Source organism: Aestuarium zhoushanense (assembly GCF_056431045.1).
In genome coordinates, this window is sequence record NZ_JBWKMA010000023.1 from 175,630 (window position 1) to 200,465 (window position 24,836).

The 24,836-nt window shown below is 58.1% G+C and carries 28 protein-coding genes; 15 read left to right on the forward strand and 13 right to left on the reverse strand.

Annotated elements, in window-relative coordinates:
- The first annotated feature begins 72 nt into the window (after positions 1–72).
- The 5 genes from AC07ED_RS12415 to AC07ED_RS12435 are packed head-to-tail and all read left to right on the forward strand — an operon-like array spanning position 73 to position 5,406.
- On the forward strand, positions 73–753 hold the full coding sequence (locus tag AC07ED_RS12415) for an SURF1 family protein (protein ID WP_105234223.1): 681 nt from the start codon (positions 73–75) through the stop codon (positions 751–753).
- A 3-nt stretch (positions 754–756) separates the two neighbouring features.
- Positions 757–2,145 carry a threonine synthase gene (gene thrC, locus AC07ED_RS12420; protein WP_105234222.1) on the forward strand — a complete coding sequence of 463 codons (1,389 nt, stop codon included), beginning with the start codon at positions 757–759 and terminating at the stop codon, positions 2,143–2,145.
- The gene (locus AC07ED_RS12425; RefSeq protein ID WP_105234221.1) at positions 2,142–3,407 is read left to right on the forward strand and encodes a M16 family metallopeptidase; all 1,266 of its coding nucleotides are present in this window, start codon (positions 2,142–2,144) and stop codon (positions 3,405–3,407) included. The genes thrC and AC07ED_RS12425 overlap by 4 nt, the downstream gene beginning before the upstream one ends.
- The gene (locus AC07ED_RS12430) at positions 3,407–3,997 is read left to right on the forward strand and encodes a GNAT family N-acetyltransferase (RefSeq protein WP_067550767.1); all 591 of its coding nucleotides are present in this window, start codon (positions 3,407–3,409) and stop codon (positions 3,995–3,997) included. Before AC07ED_RS12425 ends, AC07ED_RS12430 begins: the two co-directional genes overlap by 1 nt.
- A complete protein-coding gene (locus AC07ED_RS12435) occupies positions 3,991–5,406 on the forward strand; it encodes an FAD-binding oxidoreductase (protein ID WP_105234220.1) in 1,416 nt (471 codons plus the stop codon). The genes AC07ED_RS12430 and AC07ED_RS12435 overlap by 7 nt, the downstream gene beginning before the upstream one ends.
- Here AC07ED_RS12435 and hrpB read toward each other — a convergent pair.
- The gene (gene hrpB, locus AC07ED_RS12440; protein WP_105234219.1) at positions 5,403–7,808 is read right to left on the reverse strand and encodes an ATP-dependent helicase HrpB; all 2,406 of its coding nucleotides are present in this window, start codon (positions 7,806–7,808) and stop codon (positions 5,403–5,405) included. The genes AC07ED_RS12435 and hrpB overlap by 4 nt on opposite strands.
- 88 nt (positions 7,809–7,896) lie before the next feature.
- A complete protein-coding gene (gndA, locus tag AC07ED_RS12445) occupies positions 7,897–9,300 on the reverse strand; it encodes an NADP-dependent phosphogluconate dehydrogenase (protein ID WP_105234218.1) in 1,404 nt (467 codons plus the stop codon).
- 93 nt (positions 9,301–9,393) lie between these two features.
- Between gndA and AC07ED_RS12450 the strand changes: the two genes are divergently transcribed.
- Both AC07ED_RS12450 and AC07ED_RS12455 read left to right on the forward strand, forming a co-directional pair.
- Positions 9,394–9,855: an NUDIX hydrolase gene (locus AC07ED_RS12450; RefSeq protein ID WP_067550770.1), complete on the forward strand. Its 462-nt coding sequence runs from the start codon at positions 9,394–9,396 to the stop codon at positions 9,853–9,855.
- 83 nt (positions 9,856–9,938) lie between these two features.
- Positions 9,939–11,420 carry an inorganic phosphate transporter gene (locus tag AC07ED_RS12455; protein ID WP_105234217.1) on the forward strand — a complete coding sequence of 494 codons (1,482 nt, stop codon included), beginning with the start codon at positions 9,939–9,941 and terminating at the stop codon, positions 11,418–11,420.
- Positions 11,421–11,492: 72 nt separating this feature from the next.
- Here the strand turns inward: AC07ED_RS12455 and argF are convergent, their stop codons facing one another.
- From argF to AC07ED_RS12470, 3 genes are all read right to left on the reverse strand, one after another.
- Complete coding sequence (gene argF / locus AC07ED_RS12460; protein WP_105234216.1) at positions 11,493–12,419, reverse strand: ornithine carbamoyltransferase; 927 nt, start codon at positions 12,417–12,419, stop codon at positions 11,493–11,495.
- 69 nt (positions 12,420–12,488) lie between these two features.
- Entirely contained in the window at positions 12,489–13,667 is a 1,179-nt protein-coding gene (locus tag AC07ED_RS12465) for an aspartate aminotransferase family protein (RefSeq protein ID WP_105234215.1), read from the reverse strand.
- Between the two features lie 196 nt (positions 13,668–13,863).
- Entirely contained in the window at positions 13,864–14,667 is an 804-nt protein-coding gene (locus tag AC07ED_RS12470) for an ABC transporter permease (protein ID WP_105234214.1), read from the reverse strand.
- A 126-nt stretch (positions 14,668–14,793) separates the two neighbouring features.
- Between AC07ED_RS12470 and AC07ED_RS12475 the strand changes: the two genes are divergently transcribed.
- The 3 genes from AC07ED_RS12475 (at position 14,794) to AC07ED_RS12485 (ending at position 16,711) form a co-directional block, all read left to right on the forward strand.
- Positions 14,794–15,390 carry a GcrA family cell cycle regulator gene (locus tag AC07ED_RS12475; protein ID WP_067550775.1) on the forward strand — a complete coding sequence of 199 codons (597 nt, stop codon included), beginning with the start codon at positions 14,794–14,796 and terminating at the stop codon, positions 15,388–15,390.
- 89 nt (positions 15,391–15,479) lie between these two features.
- Positions 15,480–15,917 (forward strand): PaaI family thioesterase, encoded by a 438-nt coding sequence (locus AC07ED_RS12480; RefSeq protein ID WP_105234213.1) that lies wholly within the window; start codon positions 15,480–15,482, stop codon positions 15,915–15,917.
- A gap of 110 nt (positions 15,918–16,027) precedes the next feature.
- Complete coding sequence (locus tag AC07ED_RS12485) at positions 16,028–16,711, forward strand: SGNH/GDSL hydrolase family protein (RefSeq protein WP_105234212.1); 684 nt, start codon at positions 16,028–16,030, stop codon at positions 16,709–16,711.
- On the opposite strand, the gene AC07ED_RS12490 is transcribed toward AC07ED_RS12485, so the two are convergent.
- A complete protein-coding gene (locus AC07ED_RS12490) occupies positions 16,708–17,034 on the reverse strand; it encodes a winged helix-turn-helix transcriptional regulator (protein WP_105234211.1) in 327 nt (108 codons plus the stop codon). The genes AC07ED_RS12485 and AC07ED_RS12490 overlap by 4 nt on opposite strands.
- 78 nt (positions 17,035–17,112) lie before the next feature.
- Between AC07ED_RS12490 and rimO the strand changes: the two genes are divergently transcribed.
- Positions 17,113–18,489, forward strand: a complete 1,377-nt coding sequence (gene rimO, locus AC07ED_RS12495) for a 30S ribosomal protein S12 methylthiotransferase RimO (protein ID WP_167668763.1) — start codon at positions 17,113–17,115, stop codon at positions 18,487–18,489.
- A 59-nt stretch (positions 18,490–18,548) separates the two neighbouring features.
- Positions 18,549–19,487 (forward strand): hypothetical protein, encoded by a 939-nt coding sequence (locus AC07ED_RS12500; protein WP_105234209.1) that lies wholly within the window; start codon positions 18,549–18,551, stop codon positions 19,485–19,487.
- Between the two features lie 11 nt (positions 19,488–19,498).
- Here AC07ED_RS12500 and AC07ED_RS12505 read toward each other — a convergent pair whose 3' ends face one another.
- The 3 genes from AC07ED_RS12505 to AC07ED_RS12515 form a co-directional block, all read right to left on the reverse strand.
- Positions 19,499–19,846, reverse strand: a complete 348-nt coding sequence (locus AC07ED_RS12505) for a YigZ family protein (RefSeq protein ID WP_105234208.1) — start codon at positions 19,844–19,846, stop codon at positions 19,499–19,501.
- A gap of 39 nt (positions 19,847–19,885) precedes the next feature.
- Positions 19,886–20,296: a c-type cytochrome gene (locus tag AC07ED_RS12510; RefSeq protein ID WP_105236271.1), complete on the reverse strand. Its 411-nt coding sequence runs from the start codon at positions 20,294–20,296 to the stop codon at positions 19,886–19,888.
- Between the two features lie 110 nt (positions 20,297–20,406).
- Positions 20,407–20,805 carry a hypothetical protein gene (locus tag AC07ED_RS12515; protein ID WP_105234207.1) on the reverse strand — a complete coding sequence of 133 codons (399 nt, stop codon included), beginning with the start codon at positions 20,803–20,805 and terminating at the stop codon, positions 20,407–20,409.
- A 440-nt stretch (positions 20,806–21,245) separates the two neighbouring features.
- Between AC07ED_RS12515 and AC07ED_RS12520 the strand changes: the two genes are divergently transcribed.
- Positions 21,246–21,731, forward strand: a complete 486-nt coding sequence (locus AC07ED_RS12520) for a DUF4405 domain-containing protein (protein ID WP_105234206.1) — start codon at positions 21,246–21,248, stop codon at positions 21,729–21,731.
- Here the strand turns inward: AC07ED_RS12520 and AC07ED_RS12525 are convergent.
- Positions 21,728–21,988, reverse strand: coding sequence for a DUF6455 family protein (locus AC07ED_RS12525; RefSeq protein ID WP_105234205.1), 261 nt, complete (start codon positions 21,986–21,988; stop codon positions 21,728–21,730). The two genes, AC07ED_RS12520 and AC07ED_RS12525, sit on opposite strands and share 4 nt — an antisense overlap.
- A 255-nt stretch (positions 21,989–22,243) precedes the next feature.
- On the opposite strand from AC07ED_RS12525, the gene ppk2 reads away from it, so the two are divergent.
- Complete coding sequence (ppk2, locus tag AC07ED_RS12530; protein WP_245918156.1) at positions 22,244–23,053, forward strand: polyphosphate kinase 2; 810 nt, start codon at positions 22,244–22,246, stop codon at positions 23,051–23,053.
- Here ppk2 and AC07ED_RS12535 read toward each other — a convergent pair.
- Both AC07ED_RS12535 and AC07ED_RS12540 read right to left on the reverse strand, forming a co-directional pair.
- Positions 23,031–23,393: a diacylglycerol kinase gene (locus tag AC07ED_RS12535; protein WP_105236270.1), complete on the reverse strand. Its 363-nt coding sequence runs from the start codon at positions 23,391–23,393 to the stop codon at positions 23,031–23,033. The genes ppk2 and AC07ED_RS12535 overlap by 23 nt on opposite strands.
- Positions 23,394–23,486: 93 nt before the next feature.
- Entirely contained in the window at positions 23,487–24,134 is a 648-nt protein-coding gene (locus AC07ED_RS12540; RefSeq protein ID WP_478242252.1) for a M48 family metallopeptidase, read from the reverse strand.
- 180 nt (positions 24,135–24,314) lie between these two features.
- Between AC07ED_RS12540 and AC07ED_RS12545 the strand changes: the two genes are divergently transcribed.
- Positions 24,315–24,551 (forward strand): hypothetical protein, encoded by a 237-nt coding sequence (locus AC07ED_RS12545; protein ID WP_105234202.1) that lies wholly within the window; start codon positions 24,315–24,317, stop codon positions 24,549–24,551.
- Here the strand turns inward: AC07ED_RS12545 and AC07ED_RS12550 are convergent.
- Positions 24,548–24,796, reverse strand: a complete 249-nt coding sequence (locus AC07ED_RS12550; RefSeq protein ID WP_105234201.1) for a DUF167 domain-containing protein — start codon at positions 24,794–24,796, stop codon at positions 24,548–24,550. The two genes, AC07ED_RS12545 and AC07ED_RS12550, sit on opposite strands and share 4 nt — an antisense overlap.
- Positions 24,797–24,836: the final 40 nt, after the last annotated feature.

A 24,836-nucleotide genomic window follows, 5' to 3' on the forward strand; every position in this document is an offset into this window, starting at 1 on the left:
CCCGCCGCCCATGACAGGACAATGACCGCGCGGGGACTGCCTCGCGCGGTTTCGTTTACAAAGGACGTTCGGATGCGTCGAATTCTCTTTTTGTTGACCTTCGGTTTGGGTGGCTTGGCCGTCCTGCTGTCGCTCGGCACATGGCAGATGCAACGGCTCGACTGGAAGCAAGAACTCCTAGCTGAGATGGAGAGCCGCATCGCGGCCCCTGCGATCCCCCTGCCCGCCACCGCGACCGAAGCCGACGGCGAGTATATCGCTGTGACGCTGACGGGCACGCCAACCGGCCAAGAGCTACATGTTCTGTCGTCTGGCTCTGCTGCAGGCACGGGATACCGCGTGATTTCGGCATGGGTCACGAATGATGACCGTCGGATCATGGTGGATATGGGCGTGATGCCGCTGGACGCAAAATCCATTGCACCAGTGCTGACCGAACAGACCATCACGGGCAACTTGTTCTGGCCTGACGACGCGGCGGCGACCTCCCCTGCCCCAGACCTTAACGCGAATATCTGGTTCGCCCGCGACACTGCTGCGATGGCAGAGGCACTGGGGACCGAGCCCCTGATGGTCGCCCTGCGCACTACAACGGCACCAGACCCGCGTGTTACCATCGTTCCCGTAAACACAGCGGGGATCAAAAATGATCACCGCGAATATGCAATTACTTGGTTCCTGTTGGCCTTTGTTTGGGCTGTAATGACTGGGTATTTCCTCTACCGCTCCTCCAAAGATTCTAAGAAGGACTGACCGATGCGCTATATCTCGACCCGTGGACAGGCCCCCGCCCTTACGTTCGAAGAGGCGATGATGACTGGCCTTGCCCGTGATGGTGGCCTCTATGTCCCTGAAACCGTCCCGACGATGACCAAGGACGAGATCGCTGCGCTGGCTGGCAAATCCTACGAAGAGATCGCCTTTGCCGTGATGAAGCCGTTTGTCGCTGACACCTTCACCGACGAAGAGTTCAAAGGATTGATCGAAAAAGCCTACGCCGGGTTTGGTCACGACGCTCGCGCACCGCTGGTGCAACTCGCGCCGAACCACTTCCTGCTGGAACTGTTCCACGGCCCGACCCTCGCGTTCAAAGACTTCGCGATGCAGCTGATCGGTCAGATGATGCAATTCGCGCTGGCCCGTTCGGGCAAGCGGATCACTATCGTTGGCGCGACTTCGGGCGACACAGGCTCTGCCGCGATTGAGGCATTCCGTGGTCTGGACAACGTCGATGTGTTCATCCTGTTCCCGCATGGCCGCGTATCCGAGGTGCAGCGCCGTCAGATGACCACCCCGTCAGAATCGAACGTTCACGCGCTGGCTGTGGATGGCGACTTTGACGATTGTCAGGCCGCGCTGAAGGACATGTTCAACGACTTTGATTTCCGTGATGAGGTTCACCTCGCTGGGGTGAACTCGATCAACTGGGGCCGCGTTCTGGCTCAGGTCGTTTACTACTTCTCCTCCGCAGTGAGCCTCGGCGCACCGCATCGCAAGGTGTCGTTCACCGTGCCGACAGGCAACTTTGGTGACATCTTCGCGGGCTATATCGCTAAGAAGATGGGCCTGCCGATCGACCGTCTGGTCGTCGCAACGAACCAGAACGACATCCTGCACCGCACATTGGCAACTGGCGTTCAAAAGAAAGAGGGCGTGACCCCCTCGATCAGCCCGTCGATGGATATTCAGGTCTCGTCCAACTTTGAACGCGCGCTGTTTGATGCCTATGGCCGTGACGGTGCAGTGACCGCTCAGGCGATGGCTGACCTCAAGGACAAAGGGGAATTCACCATTTCCCAAGGCGCCTATGACATGCTCAAGGACACCTTCAACTCTGGCCGCGCGTCCGAGGATGAAACCCTCGCAACCATCGGTGCGCAGATCAAAGCGTCGGGCGAACTTCTCTGCCCGCACTCGGCTGTTGGCGTGAAAGTGGCCGAGGATTTCCTCGGCGCGACCCCGATGATCACATTGGCGACCGCGCATCCAGCAAAGTTCCCAGACGCCGTGGAAAAAGCGAGCGGTATTCGCCCACCTCTTCCCCCGCGCATGGCAGACCTGTATGACCGTGATGAACGGGTCACACGCGTCGCCAACGACATGGACGCCCTGCAAGCTATCATTCGGGAGCGTCGCGCGCGTTGACCATCCGCACTCACACACTATCCAACGGCTTCCGTATCGTAACCGAAGCCATGCCCAGCCTAAAATCCGCCTCTATCGGCGTTTGGGTTTTGGCAGGTGGACGCCACGAACGGATCGAACAGAACGGCATCGCGCATTTCCTTGAACATATGGCGTTCAAGGGAACGACGAACCGTACCGCGTTGCAGATTGCCGAACAGATCGAAGACGTAGGCGGCTATATCAACGCCTACACCAGCCGCGAAATGACGGCCTATTACGCGCGCGTTCTCGAAGAGGACGTGACGCTTGGGCTCGACATTATCGGCGATATTCTGATGAACCCTGTGTTCAATCCGCATGACGTGGATGTCGAACGCGGCGTGATCCTCCAAGAAATCGGTCTGTCCTACGACACGCCCGACGATATCGTCTTTGATTGGCTGCAAGAGGCCGCTTATCCCGATCAGCCGCTTGGACGCACCATCCTAGGTCCGTCTGAACGTGTGTCGGCGTTTCAAAACCATGACCTGCAAGGGTTCATGGATGAACACTACGCGCCCGACCGTATGATCCTGTCGGCTGCTGGGGCCGTGGACCATGATGCGATCGTTAAACAGGCTGAGGCGATCTTTGGCGGCATGAAATCGCGCCCGAACCTCCAGACCGTGATTCCAGCCACCTTCCGCAGCGGCGAAAAGCGCGAGTTGAAAGCGCTAGAGCAGGTCCATTTCACATTGGGCTTTGAAGGTCCGGATTATCTCGGTCGGGATATCTTTACCGCACAGATTTACTCGTCGGCTCTGGGCGGCGGTATTTCCAGCCGTCTGTTCCAAGAAATCCGCGAAAACCGTGGCCTCTGCTATTCCATTTTTGCTCAGACCGGCGCGTATGCCGACACCGGCATGATGACGATCTACGCGGGCACCTCCGCAGACGACATCGCGCAGCTGTCGCAGATCACGATGGACGAGATGAAGCGTGCCGCGGACGACATGTCCGAAGCCGAAGTTGCTCGTGCCCGTGCTCAGATGAAAGCGGGTCTGTTGATGGGTCTGGAAACACCGTCGAACCGTGCCGAACGTCTGGTCCACATGCTCTATTCCAAGGGCCGCATCATCGACCTCGAAGAAACCGTTGCGATGATCGACAACGTGTCCGTACAGGAGGTTCGCGAGTTTGCGGGCAAGATGGCGGGTGAGGCAGAGATGGCTATGGCGATCTATGGTCCTGGCCAAAATGCACCCGATCTGGACACTCTGAAATCAAGGCTCGTTGCATAATGCTGGGGCGGCGTCGCAAGGTCAGGCTGGAGACAGACCGCATGACATTGCGGCTGCCAGATCATGGCGACTGGCGCCAGTGGGCGGACCTTCGGCAAGAGAGCCGCGAGTTCCTGACCCCATGGGAACCAGAGTGGTCCAAGGACCACCTGAGCCGCAAGGCCTTTACCAACCGTGTGTATTGGTCCCAACGGTCGCTCGCTAATGGCACCGCCGTTCCGCTGTTCCTCATTCGCCGTGAGGATCAAGCGCTCCTCGGGGCGATCACGCTCGACAATATCCGCCGTGGCCCTGCCCAAGCTGGCACCGCAGGCTATTGGATCGGCCAACGCTATGCCCGCAACGGCTACATGCGCGAAGCGATTGATGCGCTGGTGCATTACGCCTTTGTCGAACTAGACCTGAGCCGGATCGAAGCGGGCTGTTTGCCCGAAAACACGCCCTCGCGCCGCTTGCTCGAAAGCTGCGGTTACAAATACGAAGGCGTCGCACAAAGTTACCTCGAAATTAACGGACGCTGGCGTAACCACGTCCTTTACGCAAACCTCCGCGCGGATCGCCGCGGTAAGGCAAATTTAGGCCAATGCTGAACTCTGCTGACGATACTTTTGTTTCCCTCCTAAAATCTGCCATCCCTGATCTGCTGATCAAGGACGATACGGACCCCTACCTGCGTGAACCGCGCGGGCGGTTCATGGGGACGGGTGTCGTTGTTGCGCCGTCCAGCACAGCAGAGGTCGCTGAGATCGTCAAACTCTGCGCCGCGCATAAGGTTGGCATCGTCCCCTACTCTGGCGGCACTGGTTTGGTCGGCGGCCAGCTGATGGAAGACGGCCCCGTGCCTGTTGTCCTCAGCCTTGAGCGGATGAACCGTGTTCGTGACATCTACCCGACTGAAAACGTGCTCGTCTGTGACGCGGGCTGCATTTTGGCGGACGTTCAGGCGGCTGCGGAGGGCGTAGAACGCCTGTTCCCCCTCTCGCTCGCCTCTGAAGGATCGGCGCGGATTGGCGGGCTGCTTGGCACCAATGCGGGCGGTTTGAACGTCTTGCGCTATGGCAACGCCCGCGCTCAGGTTCTGGGCCTCGAAGTCGTCACGGCGAGCGGCGAGGTCTGGAACGGCCTGACCCGACTGCGCAAGGACAACACAGGCTATGACTTGCGCGACCTGATAATCGGGTCCGAGGGGAGCCTTGGCATCATCACAGGTGCCGCGCTGAAACTGTCCCCGCGTCCTGCCACACATGGGACCGCGCTGATGGTTGTACCGTCGCCCGCGGCGGCGCTCGACCTTTTGGCGCTGGCACAAGCGCAAATCGGCGAAGGCATCTCTGCCTTTGAACTGATGAGCAAGCAAGGCATCGCGTTCTTGGATGAGGTCGGCCCAGAGGTCGCGAAACCCTTTGCCGAGACGCCAGAATGGTTCGTCCTCATCGACCTAGGTTTGCCAGCTGGTTTCCAGCCACAAGAGGCGCTTGAGACGCTGTTTGTCGCTGCATCCGAGGCCGATCTGGTCAGTGACGGTGTGATTGCCCAGTCTGAGGCCCAGCGTCAGGCGTTTTGGTCGATCCGCGAAAACATCCCCGAAGCGAACCGCCGCATCGGGTCGGTCTCATCGCATGACATCTCTGTGCCGCTGTCGAAAATCCCTGACTACATCGTTGAGGCCACCGCCGCCCTCGCCCAGGTCGGTGATTTCCGCATCAACTGCTTTGGCCATTTGGGCGACGGTAACCTGCACTTCAACGTTTTCCCAACCCAAGGCCGAACCCGCGCGGATTATGAAAACCTGCGCGGCGCGATAAAAACGACCGTCCACGACATGGTTCACAAATTCGACGGTTCGGTTAGTGCAGAACACGGTATTGGGCGGCTCAAGGTCGATGACCTTGAGAAATACTCCGATCCGATGAAGCTCTCGATGATGCGTGCGATCAAAGACGCGCTCGATCCGCAGGGCATTATGAACCCCGGTGCGGTTCTTCGCGCTCGGGATTAACGGGCGCGCGGTTTGGCCCGCAAGGTCGGGTCAGCCGTTGTCGGATCTTCGGGCCACGGGTGTTTGGGATATTGGCCGCGCATGTCTTTGCGCACATCTGCGTAGGAATTGGCCCAGAACCCCGGAATATCCATCGTGACCTGCACGGGCTTTTGACCCGGCGAGAGCAGCGTCACACGCAGCGGCGTTTTCCCAACGGTCGGATGGCGCGTCACACCGAACATTTCCTGCAATCGCAGTGTGATCTGCGGATGTTCCCCGTCATAATCAATCGGGATTTTTCGCCCCAGCGGCGTTTCAAAATGCGATGGGGCTGCCTGATCCAAGACCTGCAACTGGTCCCACGACAGCATGCCGCGCAGGGCGTCATGCGGGTTGAACCGTTTCCAATCATCAGCAGAGCGGACGCCGTTTAGATGCGGCAGCAACCAATCCTCTAGCCCAGACATGAGGCTATCAGCGTCCATCGCGGGCAAGTCAGCGCCGCCCGCACGCACCAATTCGACCCGCGCACAGAGCCGCGCCGCAGCCCCATCCAACCGCAAGCCGAGGTCACGCACACCGTGCAGCATCGCACGGGCAATCGCCTCTTCGCTGGCCTCGGACCACTGCCGATCATCGAGGGGGAGCGCGCCAAACATCTCAACGCGGCGCGTTTTCACCCGACGATCCCGTTTGGACCATTCGCACACATCCGTCCATGCGATCTGATCCGAAAAGAGGCCACGGAGTTCACTCTCTGAAATGGCCAGCGCCTGACGGATTTTGGCCTCACGCGGGTTTCCGTCGAGGTCGGTCGCAACGATCAACCGTTGCCCAGCGAGGCCATCGCCATCAGGCATCACAGCACCCTTGCCGCCTGACAGGATATAGCGCGGTGCATCGCCCGACCGACGTAGGCCGACACGATCAGGATAGGCCAAGGCCGCCATCTCTGCGGGTGACAACGTGGGCTTTTGCTCAGCCATTTGGGCAAAGCGTTTCGCCTCGACCTTGATCCGATCCAGCACGCTGCGGTTCACGTTGCCTTCGCCGGTTCGGATGGCACGAAGTCGCAACATGAGGTCCGTTTGCCCGCCAATCATCGGATCGCGATCCGCCAAAAGCGCGGCCAATGGCGCGGCCTGTTTACCCGCAACCGCCAGCATATGGGCGAGCCGTGGGTGCAACGGCATCGCGGCGATGAGCCTGCCGTGATCGGTGATCCGACCGTCAGCGTCCAACGCGCCCAGTTGATGCAAGAGCGCCTGCGCCTCGGCCAAGGTGCCTTCGGGCGGAGGGGTGAGGAACGGCAGATCAGCGGCGCCCCACAGCGCCATTTCCAAGGCGAGACCCGCCAAATCGGTCGCTTCGATCTCTGCTGGAGGGAAGGCTTGCAACGCGCCATCCTCACCTTTGGTCCAGAGGCGGAAACAGGTGCCCGCAGCGACGCGACCCGCACGGCCTGCACGCTGGGTCGCTTCGGCCTTGGACACGCGTTCGGTGACAAGCCGCGCCATGCCAGACGACGGGTCATAGCGCGACCGCCGCGCACGCCCCGCATCGACGACAACGCGAATATCCTCAATCGTCAGCGAGGTTTCCGCGATAGAGGTAGAGAGAACAATCTTTCTCCCGCTTAAGACAGGCGCAATCGCGGCGCGTTGCTGGGCGAAGGGCAGCGCACCATAGAGCGGTCGCACCTCGCACCCTTTGGGCAAACGCCCCTGCAACGCGGCCTCTGTCCGACGGATTTCACCTTCGCCAGGGAGAAACACCAAAACGCCGCCATCCGTTTGAGCCACAGCCTCAACGATCAGGTCCGCAGTTGCCATTTCAAGACGGCGGATTTTGTCGAGCGGACGCTCCAAATAGACCAGCTCGACGGGATAGGCGCGCCCCTCTGAGGTGATCATCGGCGCGTTGTCCAACAACCGCGCGACGGGTTCTGCATCCAGCGTCGCGGACATAACGACCAAGATCAGGTCATCACGCAGGGCTTGCCGAATTTCCCATGTCAGCGCGAGGCCAAGGTCTGCGTTCAGGCTGCGTTCGTGAAATTCGTCAAAGATGATCGCGCCAATACCCGAAAGCTCAGGATCGGATTGAATCATGCGGGTCAGGATGCCTTCGGTGACGACTTCGATCCTGCTGCCCGCCTTGCTATCGCCGCGCATTCGGTAACCGACCGTCTGGCCCGTCTTTTCACCAAGCTGTTCCGCCAAACGTTCCGCCGCTGCACGAGCCGCAAGACGACGCGGTTCAAGCATAATGATCTTGCCATCGGTGACAGAAGCCTCAAGCAGCGCCAATGGCACCCGCGTGGTTTTACCCGCCCCCGGGGGTGCCTGTAGCACGGCGCGGCCTTCGACACGGAGCGCGTCGATCAGGTCAGGCAGGGCGGAGTCGATGGGAAGTGTCATGTTAGGTGTTTAGGGGGCGCCGCTGGCGCGGCGCAAGGGGGCTCTGCCCCCTAACCCCCGAGATATTTACAGCACAAAGGCAGGACGATCAGTCCCACCAAGGGCCGTGGTGGCCAGCGCCGCCATCAATGCGTTCAAACCCGTGCATACCAAAGAAGTCACGCTGGGCTTGAATGAGGTCGGTGGTTCCACGTGCCATCGACAGGGTGTCGATGAACGAAAGCGCCGAAGCACATGCGGGCACTGGGTGGCCGTTCAGGACCGCAGCGGCGACCACACGGCGGAGCGCTGGCACAGTAGCCTTCAAGCGTTCCGCAAAGGCAGGCGCAAAGACCAGCTGTCCTTTGGGCATTTCGCCACGGAAGGCTGCGGAAATATCATCGAGCAGAGCCGAACGAATGATGCAGCCAGCACGCCAGATCTCGGAGATACGAGCGAAGTCGAGCGACCAGTTGTATTCCTCAGATGCGGCGGCCAAGAGCCGGAAACCTTGAGCGTAGGCGATGATACGTGCCGCAAGGAGCGCATCGGCGTAGTCTTGCTCTGACAGGTCAACGGCGGAGCGGGTGCCCGAAAGGATCGCTTCACCGTCGATGCGGGTTTCTTTTTCCGACGACCACGACCGCGCCGCGACAGCAGCTTCGATCGCGGAGGCCGACTGGCCGAGGCGGAGCGCTTCGATCAGGGTCCAGCGGCCTGTGCCCTTTTGACCAGCGCGGTCGAGGATCACGTCAACCGCGGGCGCTCCCGTTTTGCTATCAACGGCCTGAAGAACCTTACCCGTGATTTCCACGAGATAAGATTGCAGGGCGCCGGTGTCCCACGATTCAAAACGTGCACCGATCTCAGCAGGCGACATGCCCTGACCGTAGCGCATGATCCCGTAGAGTTCAGAGATCATCTGCATGTCAGCGTATTCGATGCCGTTATGCACGGTTTTGACAAAGTGCCCTGCCCCATCGGGGCCAAGGTGATCGGCGCAAGCCTCGCCGTTGAACTTTGCCGCAATGGCTTCGATGACGGGGCGGATACCAGCCCATGCTTGGGGCGTGCCGCCGACCATGATCGACGGACCGTGACGGGCACCTTCTTCGCCTCCCGAAACGCCCATGCCGATAAAGGTCAGGCCACGGCCTTCGACCAGAGCGGTGCGGCGACGGGTGTCGTGGAAATCGGTGTTCCCTGCGTCGATGATCGTGTCACCCGGCTCGAGAAGATCACAAAGTTCTTCGATCGAAGATTCGACGGGATTGCCCGCAGGAACCATCAAGATGATCGCACGGGGCGCTGGCATGTTGCGCGCCATATCCGTAAGGCTCGCGTGCGAGGTCAATTTTGCAGCGAGATCGCCCGCTTCGGCAACAAATTCAGCGGTGACATCGGCGGAACGGTTGGCAACATGGAGCGCAAATCCGTTGTCGAGGATATTGAGCGCAAGAGCGCTGCCCATTGTTCCGAGGCCATAGAGGCCAAGGTTGGCAATTTGAGTCATTTAAAAACGTCCTTTTCGGGTTCGTTGTTTGCCTCTCTCTGGGTGCTCTGATAAGGCTTAGCCAACGAAATATAAACGTCCCTAGGCGGATATATGGTACCCTTTTTGCGCACAGCCTGGACCGAAGTCGTGTCCCCGATGCTGAACCGCCCCGCGTTGGTTCAGATTGCGGCGCTGTGCATGCGTGAGACCAAGTCCGGTGATGAGGTGCTTTTGGTCACATCGTCTAATGGTCGTTGGATTCTTCCCAAAGGTTGGCCCATCGACGGGATGAGCGGTTCGCAGACCGCACTACAAGAAGCATGGGAAGAGGCGGGCGTCAAAAACGCGCGCGCTGCAAAGGAACCTGTCGGCACCTATGATGGGAAAAAGACGGTCGATAACGGGATAGAGCGGGACTGCCGCGTCTATGTCTACGCGATCGAGGTCGAAAAACTGGCCAACAAATTTCCCGAGAAGGACAAGCGCAAGCGCAAATGGGTGCCGTTTGACCGTGCCGCAGAGTTCGTTGAAGACGCCGATATGGCCGAATTTTTGCGAACCCTTAACGGATAGTGCCGCAAAGAAATGGTTGCAATCGTATCGGGTAATCCTTACCCGACTTGCCAATTGTAACACTTTTATGACGGGCCAATCTGATGACCTCAGAAGACAAGTCGAGCTGGAAAACCCTCGATCGCGATCTTAACCGGATTTCGACGCTCGAAACGGCAACACTGTATGTGTCGCGTCCCATGATCGGCTTCGGGCTCGGTCTGACCTTTATGGTGCTGGCTGGCTTTGCCGCGGCATTCGTGTTCGGCCTAGGCTCAGGTTCGGCTGTGGTCGTAGCTGCTGCGGTCTTTGGCGCTTACATGGCGCTCAACATCGGGGCGAACGACGTTGCGAACAACATGGGGCCTGCGGTGGGCGCGAATGCGCTGACTATGGGCGGCGCGATTGTCATCGCTGCCCTCTGCGAAAGCGCTGGCGCTCTGCTGGCTGGCGGGGATGTTGTCTCGACGATCTCAAAGGGGATTATCGATCCTGCGAGCTTTGACAGCTCGATGATGTTCATCTGGGCGATGATGGCCGCGCTGGTGTCCTCAGCGCTCTGGGTGAACCTTGCGACTTGGATCGGCGCGCCTGTGTCCACGACCCACTCTGTTGTTGGCGGCGTAATGGGCGCTGGTATCGCGGCGGCAGGTCTGGCCACCGTGAACTGGACGTCGATGGGCCAAATCGCGGCGAGCTGGGTGATTTCACCTGTGCTGGGCGGCGCGATTGCTGCGCTGTTCCTGTGGTTCATCAAAACCTTCATCATCTATCGTGAGGACAAAATCGCAGCCGCACGCCGTTGGGTGCCTGTGCTAATCGGCATCATGGCTGGCGTCTTTGCGGTTTACCTCGCGGTGAAGGGCCTGAAAAAGCTGATCTCCATCGACCTCGGGCCGGCTCTGCTGATCGGTCTGGCTGTGGGTGTTGCGACATACCTTCTGTCGTCGCCTTACATCCGCAAGAAATCCCAAGGCTTAGAGAACCGTAACAAATCGCTCAAGGTGCTGTTCGGTCTGCCGCTGGTCATCTCTGCGGCGCTGCTGTCCTTTGCGCACGGCGCGAACGACGTGGCGAACGCTGTTGGTCCGCTGGCCGCAATCGTTCACACCCAAGAGTTCGGTGAAATCGCTGGCAAAGTGCACATTCCGATCTGGGTTATGGTGATCGGTGCGTTGGGCATTTCGTTCGGCCTCGTCACCTTTGGTCCCAAGCTCATCCGCATGGTTGGCTCTCAGATCACGAAACTGAACCCGATGCGCGCATACTGTGTGGCTCTCTCTGCTGCGATCACCGTGATCGTTGCGAGCTGGCTGGGTCTGCCTGTGTCGTCGACCCACATCGCGGTTGGTGGTGTGTTCGGTGTGGGCTTCTATCGCGAATGGGATCACAGCCGCCGCGCGCGTAAGCTGAACCTCGATATGCCAGAAGCGAAACGCCTCGCCCCCGAAGAGCGTCGCCGCCGCAAACTGGTGCGTCGTAGCCACTTCATGACCATCGTCGCGGCTTGGGTCATTACCGTGCCCGCAGCGGCTGGCCTGTCGGCTGTTGTGTTCTACGTGCTCAACGGAATCTTTGGCAGCTAATCAAGACCATCAAACCAAACACAAAAGGCGGGCCATCGGGCCCGCCTTTTTCATTTCGAACTAACGACTAGATCACAGACCCAAGCACCAACGCATCACAGCCTTCTGAGCGTGTAGACGATTTTCTGCCTCGTCAAAGATCACCGAATGCGGACCATCCATCACGGCGCTGGTCGCCTCATCATCGCGGTGCGCAGGCAAGCAGTGCATGAACAACGCGTCAGGCTTTGCCGCTGCCATCAACTGTTCGTTTACCTGATAGCCCCGCAGCTGATTATGACGGCGCTCGCGTGCAGATACGGGGTCATGCATCGACACCCAAGTATCGGTGACAACCAGATCGGCACCTTCAACGGCTTTCATCGGATCGCGTTCAATCACGATATTCGCCCCTTTGGCGCGGGCCTCTTCGACAAACACTGCTTCGGGGTCGAGCGAGGACGGACCTGTGAAGGTCAGATCAAACCCGAACTGCCCAGCCGCGTGGATAAAGGACGCGCAAACGTTGTTGCCGTCACCCGACCAGACGACCTTTTTGCCCGCGATGGAACCGCGGTGCTCTTCGAAGGTCTGGATGTCAGCCATGATCTGGCAGGGGTGGGTGCGGTTGGTCAGACCGTTGATCACAGGCACGGTCGCGTACTCAGCCATCTCTAGCAGCGTTTGCTCTTCGAACGTGCGGATCATGATCATGTCCACGTAGCGCGACAGAACCCGCGCGGTGTCTGCAATCGTCTCACCATGGCCCAACTGCATATCCGCACCAGACAGCACCATCGTCTGACCGCCCATTTGGCGCACACCCACATCGAACGACACGCGAGTACGGGTCGACGGCTTTTCAAAGATCAGCGCGACCATGCGACCGTCGAGCGGTTTATCGTCGTCAGCCGATCCTTTGGGGCGACCGTTACGAGCCGCTTTCATCGCTTTGGCGTTATCAATGATCGTTCGCAGTTCTTCGGGCGAGGTGGTGTGGATATCAAGGAAGTGTTTCATAGTGTTTTCTTTCGTCGTCGGGATCGGGGCTGCGCCCTTCACCCGCGAAGGTTCAATGCCATCAGACGATCAGGCTTGCTCCAGTTTCGTTGCAGTTGTGTCGAGGCGTGTAACAGCCTCGGAAATGTCTTCGTCGGTAATGTTCAAAGCTGGCAAAAGGCGCAGCACGTTGTCACCCGCAGGAACGGTCAGAACGCCAGCGTCATAGCCCGCTTTAACCACATCGGTGTTGGTGACTTTGCATTTAAGGCCGAGCATCAGACCAGACCCACGCACGCCCTCGAATACATCTGGGTGTGCCGCGACCAAACCTTCGAGCTTTTGACGCAGCAGGGCCGCCTTACGGTTCACCTCTGCCAAAAACGCATCATCCGCGATGGCCTTCATCACCGCGTTCCCAACCGCGCAAGCAAGAGGGTTGCCGCCGTAGGTCGACCCGTGGGTGCCTGCCGTCATGCCAGATGCCGCGTTTTCAGTGGCCAGAACGGCGCCCAGCGGGAAACCACCGCCGATGCCTTTGGCGACCATCATGATGTCAGGCGTCACGCCTGACCATTCATGCGCAAAGAGTTTACCCGTCCGGCCCATGCCGCACTGAACCTCGTCGAGGATCAAAAGGATGCCGTGCTGGTCGCACAGATCGCGCAGACCCTTCAGGCACTGATCGGGAAGCGGACGAATGCCGCCCTCACCCTGAACAGGCTCGATCAGGATCGCACCGACATCAGCCTCTGCCGCCGCAGCGGTCAGCGCGTCGTGATCCCCCCATTTCAGGTGCTTGAACCCAGGCAGGAGCGGGCCAAAGCCCTTGGTCATTTTCTCGGACCCTGCCGCAGCGATACCAGCCGACGAACGACCGTGGAACGATCCTTCGAACGCAATGATGGTCGTGCGCTCTGGCTGGCCTTTTTCGTAGTGATACTTCCGCGCCATTTTCACGGCGAGTTCGCAAGACTCTGTCCCCGAGTTGGTAAAGAACACGGTATCCGCAAAGGTCGCCGCGACCAGACGGTCCGCCAATTCCTGCTGAGCCGGAATGTTATAAAGGTTCGACACGTGCCACAGCGCGTTCGCTTGGGTCGTCAGGGCTGCCACCAGATCAGGGTGCGCATGGCCAAGAGCGTTCACCGCAATCCCTGCCCCAAGGTCGAGATAACGTCGGCCCGATGCCTCCACCAGCCAAGAGCCTTCGCCAGAGACGAAAGACAGAGGTGCACGGTTATAAGTCGGCAAGACTGAGGGGATCATGGATAAACCCTTTGTAAATAGAAGCCTGATTGGTGCCGCAGGGGCAAAGGCGTGTCAATGTATAAGGAAGTCAGATGGATGCGCAAAAAGGCGCACGGCGCTAAAAATTAGCGTCGGCGTCGAATCAGTGTGATTTTCGCATTGGTCATCATGGGGCCGCGTATAGGCGACCCCGAGATATTCGCAAAGTGTTTTGTCAGGCTTTCAGGCGGTAGCCGCGCTTGAACCAATACCAGCAGATCGACATGACGACCGCACAGGCCAAGATTGCCACCCACAGGCCGCGCCATGGGCTTCCGTCCGACACACCGATCATGCCGAAACGAACACCGTCGATGATGTAGAAAAACGGGTTCACGTGGCTGAGTTTGTTCAACACAGGCGGCAGCGCGTCGATGGAATAGAACGTCCCCGACAAGAACGATAGCGGCGTCACGACAAAGTTCGAAATCGCAGCGAGCTGGTCGAACTTATTGGCGAAAATGGCTGCGATGATACCCAAGCCGCCCATAAACACAGCGCCCAGCACCACAAAAACCAGAACCCACTGCGGATGCTGCATCCCAACGCCGAGGAACAGCCAGACGCCAATCGCGATCACCACAGCCACCAAAAGGCCACGCGCAACCGCACCTGCGATGTATCCCGTCACCAATTCACCCGCCGACAAGGGCGGCATCAGCGTGTCCACGATATTGCCCTGCACCTTGGCCGAGGTAAGCGAAGAGGACGAGTTCGCAAACGCGTTCTGGATCACCGTCATGGTCAGGATACCCGGTGCGAGGAAGTGCATGAACGGCACGCCCATCACGTCACCGCGTTGCGATCCAATCGCGATGGTAAAGATCAAAAGGAACAGGCCCGCGTTGATCAACGGCGCCATAAGCGTCTGTGACCAGACGTTCAGGAATCGCAAAACTTCGCGTCGGCACAGGGTATAGAGGCCCAACCAGTTCACTTTTCCGAACCTACGCACACCCATTCCGGCATCTTGTGACATCTTTGCCTCCGTTTTCGCGATTCGAACGCTTGTATCCCGCGCCCACGTGCTTAGAATAGTTCCTTGACCAATGATGCAAGGTCGGATGCGCAGATGCGCCCGCCCAATTAGCCAAAGGAACGCAATATGTCCTGGACCGACGAACGCGTCGAGCTCTTGAAAAAGATGTGGGGCGAAGGCCAGTCGGCCAGCCAGATCGCCAAAGAACTTGGCGGGGTGACCCGAAATGCGGTCATCGGTAAGGTGCATCGTCTTGGCCTGTCGAACCGTACCACTGGTGCGGCTCCTGCAGCGCCCGCAAAACCTGCCAAAGAGGCAAAGCCCGCAGCGCCCAAGGTCGCTAAGGCAGAACCGAAACCCGCAGCCGCTGCAGCGCCCAAGCCGAAGGCAGAGCCGAAACCGGCTGAAACGACCCTCGCGCCGATCCCGATGAGCCCTGCACGCAAGGCGATCATCCCAGCGGGTCAGCCTCTGCCGCCGCAGCCGTCTGCAAATGAAATCTCGCCCGAGGCTCTGGCCAAGGTAAACGAGGTTGAAAAGACCGCAAAGAAACTGTCGCTGATGGAACTGACCGAGCGGACCTGCAAATGGCCGATTGGCGACCCAGCGACACCTGACTTCTGGTTCTGCGGTCTGCCGACCCAACAGGGCAAGCCCTACTGCGAAGCCCACGTTGGCGTGGCCTTCCAACCCATGAGCGCACGCCGCGACCGTCGTCGCTAAGCGTTCATCACAGAATATACCAAATGAAACCCGCCCGTGACGGCGGGTTTTGTTTTACAAACTGACGGATCCCATTCTAGCGTCACCGCATGACATTTAGTGACGACACCCGCACCCGCATCCGTGACAGCTTTGCCAAACAATCGGCGATGGCGTTGATCCACGCTGAAATTCCGGTGATCGAAGAGGGCCGCGCGGAGATCGAAATCCCGCATTGGGACGGCGTTCTCCAGCAGCATGGATATGTGCACGGTGGCGTCGTTGGAATGATTGCGGATTCTGCTGCGGGCTATGCTGCGATGAGCGTGGTGCCAGAGGGAACATCCGTTCTCACCGTCGAATATAAGATCAACATGGTTGCCCCTGCGAACGGCGATAAAATCGTCGCCAAAGGTTCAGTGCTGCGGGCGGGCCGGACCCTGCTGTTAACCAAGGCCGATGTATATGCGGTCAAAGATGGCACCGAAACGCTCTGCGCAGTGATGCAACAGACCATTATGGCTATGCACGGCAAGGGCGAACGCTAAACGGCGACAAACTGTTTCCCCAGCGTAAAGTCATATGCGCACACGGCCCATTTGCTATATGTAGCAGGGACGCGGCCTCAACTCTGTAGGCTCATTTGATAGGTAGTCGAATGTCGTTTCGGTGGCTTTTTGGTTTTGTTTTCATTGCATTAATAAGCTGCGGCGAAACCGCGTCTCGTGCCGAAAACGCGCGAATTCTACTTTTGGGCGATTCGATGATGGCCTTCAATCGCGGTTCTGGTACGGCCGTTTCAGATGCGATCGAGGATCAACTTGGCGAAGAAGTGGTTGATCGCTCTGTCTCTGGCGCACGGATCAACTACGCGCTCCCCGTCAGTGGTGCAGCTGGCCTTAGCATCCCGAAACAAGTGATCGACGGCCCGTGGGAATGGGTGGTCATGAATGGCTACGGCAATGACATTTTGTTCGGCTGCGGCTGCCGCGCCTGCGACCGTCAGGTGAATCGCCTAATCAGCGCGGATGGTCTGTCAGGGTCGATACCGGAGTTCGTTGCGACCCTGCGTGCCCGTGGTGCAAAGGTGATTTATTCTGGCTACCTAAGAACCCCCGGCGTTCAAGCCCCGGTCGAAAGCTGCGGCGTGGTGGGCGACGAACTAGATCGTCGTCTGGCGCTCATGGCTGCGGCAGATGACGGCGTCACCTTTGTCGCGATGTCCGACCTCGTGCCCTATGGCGACCGCAGTTATCATGGCCTCGACCTCGTCCACCCGTCGCCCAAAGGCAGCCAAGCCATCGGCGCACGGATCGCAGAAATCATCGCAGCAAACGATTAACGCCCGTTTTCCCGTTCCGCCCATTGGCGTAGCGGCTCCATCGCGGCGAGCAACCCTTCGCCCTGCGGAGTCAGCGCATATTCCACTCGCGGCGGTATCTCGGCAAAAGCCGTGCGGCTGATCAGACCATCGCGGGTCAGCTCATCCAAGGCCGAACTCAGCACCTTGTCCGACACGCCCGCCAGCGCGTCCTTCAGGTCGCCATATCGCAGCGTCCCACGGGACAGCACATCCAACACCCGCGCCTTCCAGCGTTTGGACACGAGGCCCATCGCCAGTTCATAAGGGCAGTCGGTGCTGCGGGTACGGTACGAATACTTCATTCCTTACCAATACGTGAGCGAACCGCCCCCTGTCTAGCACCACTTCCCAGATGCCATTTACAGCGCTATATGCGCCCCATGTCCCAGAACCCGCCAAACCTCCGCCCCGACCTTGCCCCGAAACCTCGCTTTTCGGAGCCGAAACGTGACGGCCAGCCGACCATCGGCATGGTGTCCCTCGGCTGCCCCAAGGCCTTGGTCGACAGTGAACGCATCCTGACCCGCCTGCGGGCCGAAGGCTATGCGATCAGCCCTGACTATTCGGGCGCGGACGCAGTAATCGTGAATACCTGCGGGTTCCTCGACTCGGCCAAGGCGGAAAGCCTTGATGCCATTGGCGAAGCCCTCGTGGAAAACGGCAAAGTGATCGTGACCGGCTGTCTGGGCGCCGAACCTGATTACATCCGTGAACACCACCCGAATATCCTCGCCGTCACGGGACCGCACCAATACGAACAGGTGCTCGACGCTGTGCATGGCGCTGTGCCGCCGTCACCCGATCCCTTCATCGACTTGCTGCCGGCCTCGGGCGTGAAACTCACCCCGCGCCACTACAGCTACCTCAAGATCTCTGAGGGCTGTAACCACAAGTGCAAGTTCTGCATCATCCCCGACATGCGCGGCAAACTCGCCTCGCGCCCTGCCCACGCTGTGATCCGCGAGGCAGAAAAGCTGGTCGAGGCGGGCGTCAAAGAACTACTCGTCATCTCGCAAGACACCAGCGCGTACGGTGTCGACATCAAACACGCGACCGAGCGGGACCACCGCGCGCATATCACCGACCTTGCTCGTGATCTGGGCAGCTTGGGCGCTTGGGTGCGGCTGCACTACGTCTACCCCTACCCGCACGTGCGTGACCTGATCCCGCTGATGGCGGACCGCCTGATCCTGCCCTATCTGGATATCCCGTTCCAGCATGCGCACCCTGACACGCTCAAACGCATGGCCCGCCCTGCGGCGGCGGCCAAAACACTGGACGAGATCGCCGCGTGGCGGTCTGTCTGCCCTGATATCACCCTGCGTTCGACCTTTATCGTCGGCTACCCGGGTGAGACCGAAGCGGAATTCCAGACGCTCCTTGATTGGCTGGACGAGGCGCAACTCGACCGCGTGGGCTGCTTCCAATACGAAAACGTGGATGGCGCACGGTCGAACGACCTGCCCGATCACGTCCCTGATGAGGTGAAGCAAGACCGCTGGGACCGCTTTATGGAAAAGGCTCAAGCCATTTCCGAAGCCAAGCTACAGTCCAAAGTCGGCAAAACCCTCGAAGCCATCGTGGACGACATAGACGAGGACGGCATCGCGACCTGCCGCACTTGGGCCGACGCCCCCGAGATCGACGGCAACCTCTTTATCGACGAAGGCACTGAAGGGTTGTCAGTGGGTGATATTGTTACCGTTGAGGTAGATGAAGCAGGTGAGTATGATTTGTGGGGTCAATTAAGAGGTTAAAAAATATTGACCTTACTCAAGAAAAGTGAATTCTACCTCCGCGTGCATAGGAGGTTGTGTTGGACTATACTTTTAACCATTCACTTACTTACGACTTTGACGATCAAGCCACGATGCGTGAGATCGCGGGCAGCTTACTAGCGAACGAAAAGTTAATTAAAGATTCATTTGAAATTCTGAAAATTTGCCATCCTGGACTTGAAATTTCTTCATTGAAAGTTCGACTATCGGTTGCACAACAACAAAGCCCTCTAAAAGAAATCATAACAGCAGCCATTGTTTTTGGGTTCCAAGAGGATTTGGAGGAGGAAGTGCCCGAATTCATTAAAGCTATCACGGGCGTTGAAATATCCGAAGCTTATGACAGCATGGTGACGACTATTGTGGTCGCAATTGCACTATGGGGAATATTAAGCCTCATTGAAAAAATTTTTAAGCGCAAAACCCAAGCCCCAGAAACCTACAGCGCATACCACAACATAACAAATGTCGCCGGCAATTTGATACAGGTCGACCCAGAAACGATCAGAACTGCAATTACAGAGCTCCACAGTGGCAAGAAAAAAAAATCAACAATTCGGAATGCTAGAGATTTTTTCCTTCCAGCCAAAAGACATCGTGCACGCAAAATTTCCGCAGGACGAACAACAATCCCTCAGTCAGTGATTGAAGAGATCCCATCTGACGTCGATGAGCAAATATTCGAGCCCGAACGCGAAGAATACAGTCTAGAGAACGTTGAGGTTCAGCTTAGGGCCCACGATTTAGATAGTGCCAAAGCAGGGTGGGCTGGCGTGGTATCCGTAGTATCAGAGAAGAGGACACGCGTACAAATCGACCCATCAATCCCGTCAGACGCTCTATTCACAAAGGAGGTCGTTCTAGCCGACTTAAGGGTTTATCTCGTCGAGAATGAGGACGGTGAAATGGAACCTAGTCTGTATATCATCAAAGAAATCCATTCGAACGAAAAAGAGTTATCCGCGACGGAAGAATAGCTGCCATAGGATTAAATCCCCTCCAAATAAACCCTGACCGCCTCCTGCACGTGGCGGAACCTGTCTCCGCCGAGGTGTTTGCCGCCGAACCAACGGGTGACGCAGATGAGGTGTCCTCGGAGGCCTTCGCGCTCTAGCATCCGCACGATCACCATGCCCGCGCCGCTTTCGCCGTCGTCGTTTTTCAGCGGCCCATCGTCAAGAAGCACGGCCCAAGTGTTATGGGTCGCCTTGGCGAATTTCTTGGTTTTGCACAGCTCTTTGATGAACGCCTTTGCGTCCTCTGCACTGCTGCAGGGCGCGCCAGAGACCGCGTATTTCGACCCGCGGTCGCTGATGACATTGTCGATGATCTTCATGCCCGCGACCCTAGTCCGTGAGGGCCGCAGGCGAAAGGGTTACTCGCTGATGGCAGCGTTATCTTGGGTCGTGATGCTCTGCAGGTAGGACAGGATAAAGTCCTGCACGACAGGATCGGTGATGCCCACGTGACGCATTTTCGTCCCCGGCATAAAGCCGTCGTTATCCTCCATCCACGCCCGCAGCGCGGCAGGGGTCCAGACGATGCCAGAGGCCGCCAGAGCGGTGGAGTAGTCGTAATCCACAACGGTCCCAGCCCCACGGCCCACAACGTTCACGAGAGGCGGGCCATAGCTCGGGTCGGTGGGGTTATCGGCGTGGCAACGGTGGCATTCCGCGTCAAAGAGTTTCTCGCCCGCGTCAACTTTGATCTCGTTGTAGGAGTCCGCGAAAACGGGGCTCGACAGAGCGATCAACGCAAGTGTCGCAGCGGTTTTAAAGTAGGTCATAGTGCCCTCCTGAATGAATGCGCCAAGGCTACGCCTCTGGGCAGCAGGAGGGTTGACCCAGATCAACGAAGACGGGTCCAAGCCTAGTCCTTTGGTCGTAGAAATCGCAATTAAAGCGCGGAAAGCACCACCCAGAGGAGGAAAACAACGGCAGCGGTGATCGCGTAGACCTCGACCCGACCGAGTTGGACCATGCGGACCTGAGGCGGCGGATTGTGGAATTCGACACGCGGTTTCGGCGGTTTGACCTCGTTCACGACGCCCTCTTTGAGTAGGGCCATCAAAAGCTGATCGCCTGTCAGGGAGTCACCATATTGGCTGCTAATCCGAACCGTCGGCCAAAGCGGGAACTGAGAGAGTTGACCGTCTTTATTCTCGACTGTCATGGCGAGGACCGCTGTATCGAGCACATCAAACCCGATGATCGTCACAGCGTCGCTTGGGCTGTCTGGCCGTCCTGCGTCGTGGATCACTTTGGCGGGCAAAAGAGATTTAACTGTGTAACTCATACCGGAACGGCCGGCCTTTCATCAGTCTATCAGCGCGGCCTTGATACGGTCCAAATGCGCGCAACCTTGCCAAACACCACACCCACTATCGACATTCATCCAACCCCGAGGTGTGTAGCGACGTGCGCAAACACGGCACTTTCTCAAAAGCTCGTCAGCCTGCACGTCGTCCACGTGCCCTTCTGCTAAGGCAGCAAGAATATCTGCCGCGCAGGGTGGAACGTGGATCATAGTAATGGCTGTCTTAAAATCTGAGTGTCTTAGATCCGTCATCTCACATCCCGCAGCCTAGCGTGTGTTTCATTTGGTTAGGGTAACGGTTCCAAAGGGAGGCATTTTACATACCACTGACAAAAAACACTGACCGAGTGAAAAATTTCGACGGACTTTCGTTTAGTCCCCGTTTCAAGGTGAGTATTTGATCAGTCAGGATTATCGCGATGAAACACCTCCGCGCCTATGCAACGCCACTCACGATCGGCACCTTCCTCATTATGGGGGCGACCGGCATTCTGATGTTTTTCCATACCAATACGACGCTGAACAAAGTCATTCATGAATATGTCGGGCTGGTCATGGTTGCTGCGGTTCTTTTGCACATTGTGCTGAACTGGCGTGCATTTCAGACCTATTTCAAACGGCCTGTCGCACTGACGCTGATGACGGCGTCTGCGGTGATGCTTGCGGCGTCTTTCGTGCCACTCGGGGATGATGCAGGTGATGCGCGTCCTGACATTGTCGCTTTGCAGATGGTTAGCTCTGCCTCGCTGACAGACCTCGCTCCGCTGATGGGCACCGACGCCGAGAGCCTCATTTCGAAACTGGCCGAACAAGGCGTGACCGCAACGGCGGATCAGACCCTGATCGACCTCTCTGATGGTGACATGCGCGGCGCGATCAGCCTACTCTCTGCCGTCAAAGGCTAAGCAGGTTCGCTCGCCAATTCGGCAAAGGACGCTTTGTTCTGACAATACTGCGGGGGCTCGTCTCCCGCGGATGCGTTTTTGAGCCAATGCTTGCAATGTTCGGGGGATGGGCACGCGCGGCAACGGGTGATGTGATCGGCATATTCCGCCGTAGAAATATGGCCTTCACGCATGGCTTCCGCCAGATCGACCTCACAATGTTTCGCCATAGCGAGGGTCAGCCAAAAATGTTCCCGAATATCGCCCAACCGCTGCATCGGTTCATCCTTTATATGTCTTAATCCAATCAAGCAGCGTTGTGCGCCAAGTCGCTGACGCCCGCATTGCGCCAGATCAAAACGGCGCACCGTTGACGCATATCAAGGCACCCTTCCGACATCAGGCCTAAAGTCCCCAATCAGACACGAACAGAGGACGACGCCATGACAGAGACCACCGCCGCGATTGCCACAGATGCTCAGGACCCCTCTGTCGAGGTCAAACCATCACCGCCTCGTCACCGCCACACACGCATGGCCCGCATTCCCTATGAGGCCGAAAAAGCCAAACTTCAGGCGGAAATGCTCAAGGTGCAGCACTGGGCCCAAGAAACGGGCCAGAAGTTCGTCATCCTGTTCGAGGGCCGTGATGCTGCAGGCAAAGGCGGCACGATCAAACGGTTCATGGAGCACTTGAACCCACGTCATGCGCGGGTTGTGGCCCTGAATAAACCGACTGAGACAGAGCGCGGCCAGTGGTTCTTTCAACGCTATATCGAACATCTTCCGACGGCGGGCGAAATGGTGTTCTACGACCGCAGTTGGTATAACCGCGCAGGCGTCGAACGGGTCATGGGGTTCTGTGAACCCAACGAATACCTGGAATTCATGCGCATGACCCCCGACCTCGAACAGATGCTCGTTCGGTCTGGCATTCGGCTTTATAAATACTGGTTCTCAGTCACTCGAGACGAACAGCTTCGCCGCTTTAAGGCCCGCGAAACCGATCCACTGAAGCAATGGAAGCTGTCCCCGATTGATAAGGCGTCGCTCGACAAATGGGATGACTACACCGAGGCAAAAGAGGCGATGTTCTTTTATACGAACACCGCCGATGCGCCTTGGACCGTGGTTAAATCGAACGATAAGAAACGGGCGCGGATTAATTGCATGCGCCACTTCCTATCGACCCTCGATTATCCAGGCAAAGACCCGTCAATCGCCGTACTCCCCGACCCCGAAATCGTAGGCTCTGCGGATAAGGTCATCCACACCGACGAACATATTCTGGGCAAGGCGCTACACCCCGAAACGCGGAAGGTTAGCCGTTCGTCACGAGCCTAAACAGGATCACGAGCCAAGCCATCCCGACGCCAACAGCAGACACCGCGACGGCGGCGCTGCCTGCGTCTTTGGCTTGGCCTGCGCGGTCACGGCGCTGGGTTGAGATGTCGTCGACAACGCGCTCAATCGCTGTGTTGATGCACTCCATCGCCAAAACGAACACACCGCCCATAATGATCAGCGCGGTTTCACCCGCCGTCAGCGGCAAAATCACGGCCAAAGGGATCGAGACCGCGTTGGCCCAAATCCACTGCATCAGCGATTGTTCGGTTTTCCAAACGTGAACCCAGCCTTGCCACGACCAAATAGCCCTTTGGCGGATACGCATAATACCTTGCATGATCTTCCCCACTGACCGCTCCTCTCTGCCGTTGGTGCAGAGAAGTCTAATTCGGCGCTCATAACAGCGCGAGTTAAAAGCTTTGTGTCAGTTTCAGATTGCACCCACGGCACGGCGCACCGCGGCAACACGGTCCGCGTTCGCGGGGTGAGAACCGAGGAACTGATCCCCCGGGTCAGGAATACGAGCAAAGAAAGCGGCCCCGCGCAGCGCATCATACCCCGCTGCTGTCACGATACGGGCGGCCATCATATCCGCCTCTAGCTCGTAATCCTTGGAATAGGCACGGGAGGCCACAGCGGCGCCAATCTCTCGCGCGGCTTGGACATTCGACGGGAGGCCCGTCCCAGCAACCCCCGCCAATTCGCCAAAGATCATCGCGCCGACCGCCGCGTTGCGTTGTGTCCGTTCCAAATGCCCAGCGATGTGGTGCGAGGCTTCATGCGCCAAAACAAAAGCAAACTCGTCCTCGTTCTGGATGTCATCCAGTAGGGCTAGCGTAAACGCGATCACAGGCCGCCCCGACCGATCCACGGTCTGAAACGCGTTGGCCTGCGCACCGGGGGTGTCATCAATCACAATACGGAAATCGCAGTTGCGACGCGCATCTGTTCGAACGCAGATATCTTCGACAAAGGGTTCCACGTCCTGCACCACGGCCACGAACATATTCGCGGTTTGGCGATCAGGCGTGACGGAAACAGCCTTGGGCGCAACGGTGGCCACGGTGATTGGTGGCATTGAACAGCCCGCCAACCCGAAAACACCGAACATGAGAATGAGGAACGCCCGCATTGGCCTCTCGCTTTGTTTTTGGGCATCATATCATTCCACCGACGGCCCGTAAGCCCCTGATGCCGCGTCCTCACGGGATTGGCATCTCCTCTTTTCAAGTCGCGATTGCAGGTCTAGGCTGATCTCATGTTTACGATTGAACACGATTTCGATGCCACCGTCGTGACCTTGGTCGACGAAGACGCAGCCTTTTTGCAAGAAGATGTTACCGTCTCGGCGTTCGAGGATTGCATCACGGTTCAGCAATTGGACCCGCGCACCGATCAGGTCGTTAAAATCACCCTGTCGCTGAGCCAGCTCCGCGATCTTGAGGCGGCATTGGATCTGCCAGAAGGTGTCTATCGTCTGCGCAAGGACAGCTAGACGATCCGAAACACCTTATCCCGCGATGTTGCGCCACGGATCAGATCGAGCCGCGTTTTGGGCACGCCCAGCGCTTTGGACAGCAGTTTGACCACCGCTTTGTTCGCTTTGCCGTCCTCAGGCACCGTGGTTACGTAGACACGGATCGCATCGTCTTCGACGAGGATACGATCACGGCTCGCCTTCGGTGTCACCCGAACAGCGATTTCAGCGCCCTCAACGGCAAGATGGGAAAGATCGGTCATAGCGACGGGTTTAATCTGCCGCTGCGTATAATTCTACCGA

Excerpts from the sequence above, each read along its gene's own strand:
- AC07ED_RS12415 (WP_105234223.1), top strand. The coding sequence starts at position 73 with ATGCGTCGAATTCTCTTTTTGTTGACCTTCGGTTTGGGTGGCTTGGCC.
- thrC (WP_105234222.1), top strand. The coding sequence starts at position 757 with ATGCGCTATATCTCGACCCGTGGACAGGCCCCCGCCCTTACGTTCGAA.
- AC07ED_RS12430 (WP_067550767.1), top strand. The coding sequence starts at position 3,407 with ATGCTGGGGCGGCGTCGCAAGGTCAGGCTGGAGACAGACCGCATGACA.
- AC07ED_RS12435 (WP_105234220.1), top strand. The coding sequence starts at position 3,991 with ATGCTGAACTCTGCTGACGATACTTTTGTTTCCCTCCTAAAATCTGCC.
- hrpB (WP_105234219.1), bottom strand. The coding sequence starts at position 7,808 with ATGACACTTCCCATCGACTCCGCCCTGCCTGACCTGATCGACGCGCTC.
- gndA (WP_105234218.1), bottom strand. The coding sequence starts at position 9,300 with ATGACTCAAATTGCCAACCTTGGCCTCTATGGCCTCGGAACAATGGGC.
- AC07ED_RS12450 (WP_067550770.1), top strand. The coding sequence starts at position 9,394 with ATGGTACCCTTTTTGCGCACAGCCTGGACCGAAGTCGTGTCCCCGATG.
- AC07ED_RS12455 (WP_105234217.1), top strand. The coding sequence starts at position 9,939 with ATGACCTCAGAAGACAAGTCGAGCTGGAAAACCCTCGATCGCGATCTT.
- argF (WP_105234216.1), bottom strand. The coding sequence starts at position 12,419 with ATGAAACACTTCCTTGATATCCACACCACCTCGCCCGAAGAACTGCGA.
- AC07ED_RS12465 (WP_105234215.1), bottom strand. The coding sequence starts at position 13,667 with ATGATCCCCTCAGTCTTGCCGACTTATAACCGTGCACCTCTGTCTTTC.
- AC07ED_RS12470 (WP_105234214.1), bottom strand. The coding sequence starts at position 14,667 with ATGTCACAAGATGCCGGAATGGGTGTGCGTAGGTTCGGAAAAGTGAAC.
- AC07ED_RS12475 (WP_067550775.1), top strand. The coding sequence starts at position 14,794 with ATGTCCTGGACCGACGAACGCGTCGAGCTCTTGAAAAAGATGTGGGGC.
- AC07ED_RS12480 (WP_105234213.1), top strand. The coding sequence starts at position 15,480 with ATGACATTTAGTGACGACACCCGCACCCGCATCCGTGACAGCTTTGCC.
- AC07ED_RS12485 (WP_105234212.1), top strand. The coding sequence starts at position 16,028 with ATGTCGTTTCGGTGGCTTTTTGGTTTTGTTTTCATTGCATTAATAAGC.
- AC07ED_RS12490 (WP_105234211.1), bottom strand. The coding sequence starts at position 17,034 with ATGAAGTATTCGTACCGTACCCGCAGCACCGACTGCCCTTATGAACTG.
- rimO (WP_167668763.1), top strand. The coding sequence starts at position 17,113 with ATGTCCCAGAACCCGCCAAACCTCCGCCCCGACCTTGCCCCGAAACCT.
- AC07ED_RS12505 (WP_105234208.1), bottom strand. The coding sequence starts at position 19,846 with ATGAAGATCATCGACAATGTCATCAGCGACCGCGGGTCGAAATACGCG.
- AC07ED_RS12510 (WP_105236271.1), bottom strand. The coding sequence starts at position 20,296 with ATGACCTACTTTAAAACCGCTGCGACACTTGCGTTGATCGCTCTGTCG.
- AC07ED_RS12515 (WP_105234207.1), bottom strand. The coding sequence starts at position 20,805 with ATGAGTTACACAGTTAAATCTCTTTTGCCCGCCAAAGTGATCCACGAC.
- AC07ED_RS12520 (WP_105234206.1), top strand. The coding sequence starts at position 21,246 with ATGAAACACCTCCGCGCCTATGCAACGCCACTCACGATCGGCACCTTC.
- AC07ED_RS12525 (WP_105234205.1), bottom strand. The coding sequence starts at position 21,988 with ATGCAGCGGTTGGGCGATATTCGGGAACATTTTTGGCTGACCCTCGCT.
- ppk2 (WP_245918156.1), top strand. The coding sequence starts at position 22,244 with ATGGCCCGCATTCCCTATGAGGCCGAAAAAGCCAAACTTCAGGCGGAA.
- AC07ED_RS12535 (WP_105236270.1), bottom strand. The coding sequence starts at position 23,393 with ATGCAAGGTATTATGCGTATCCGCCAAAGGGCTATTTGGTCGTGGCAA.
- AC07ED_RS12540 (WP_478242252.1), bottom strand. The coding sequence starts at position 24,134 with ATGCCACCAATCACCGTGGCCACCGTTGCGCCCAAGGCTGTTTCCGTC.
- AC07ED_RS12545 (WP_105234202.1), top strand. The coding sequence starts at position 24,315 with ATGTTTACGATTGAACACGATTTCGATGCCACCGTCGTGACCTTGGTC.
- AC07ED_RS12550 (WP_105234201.1), bottom strand. The coding sequence starts at position 24,796 with ATGACCGATCTTTCCCATCTTGCCGTTGAGGGCGCTGAAATCGCTGTT.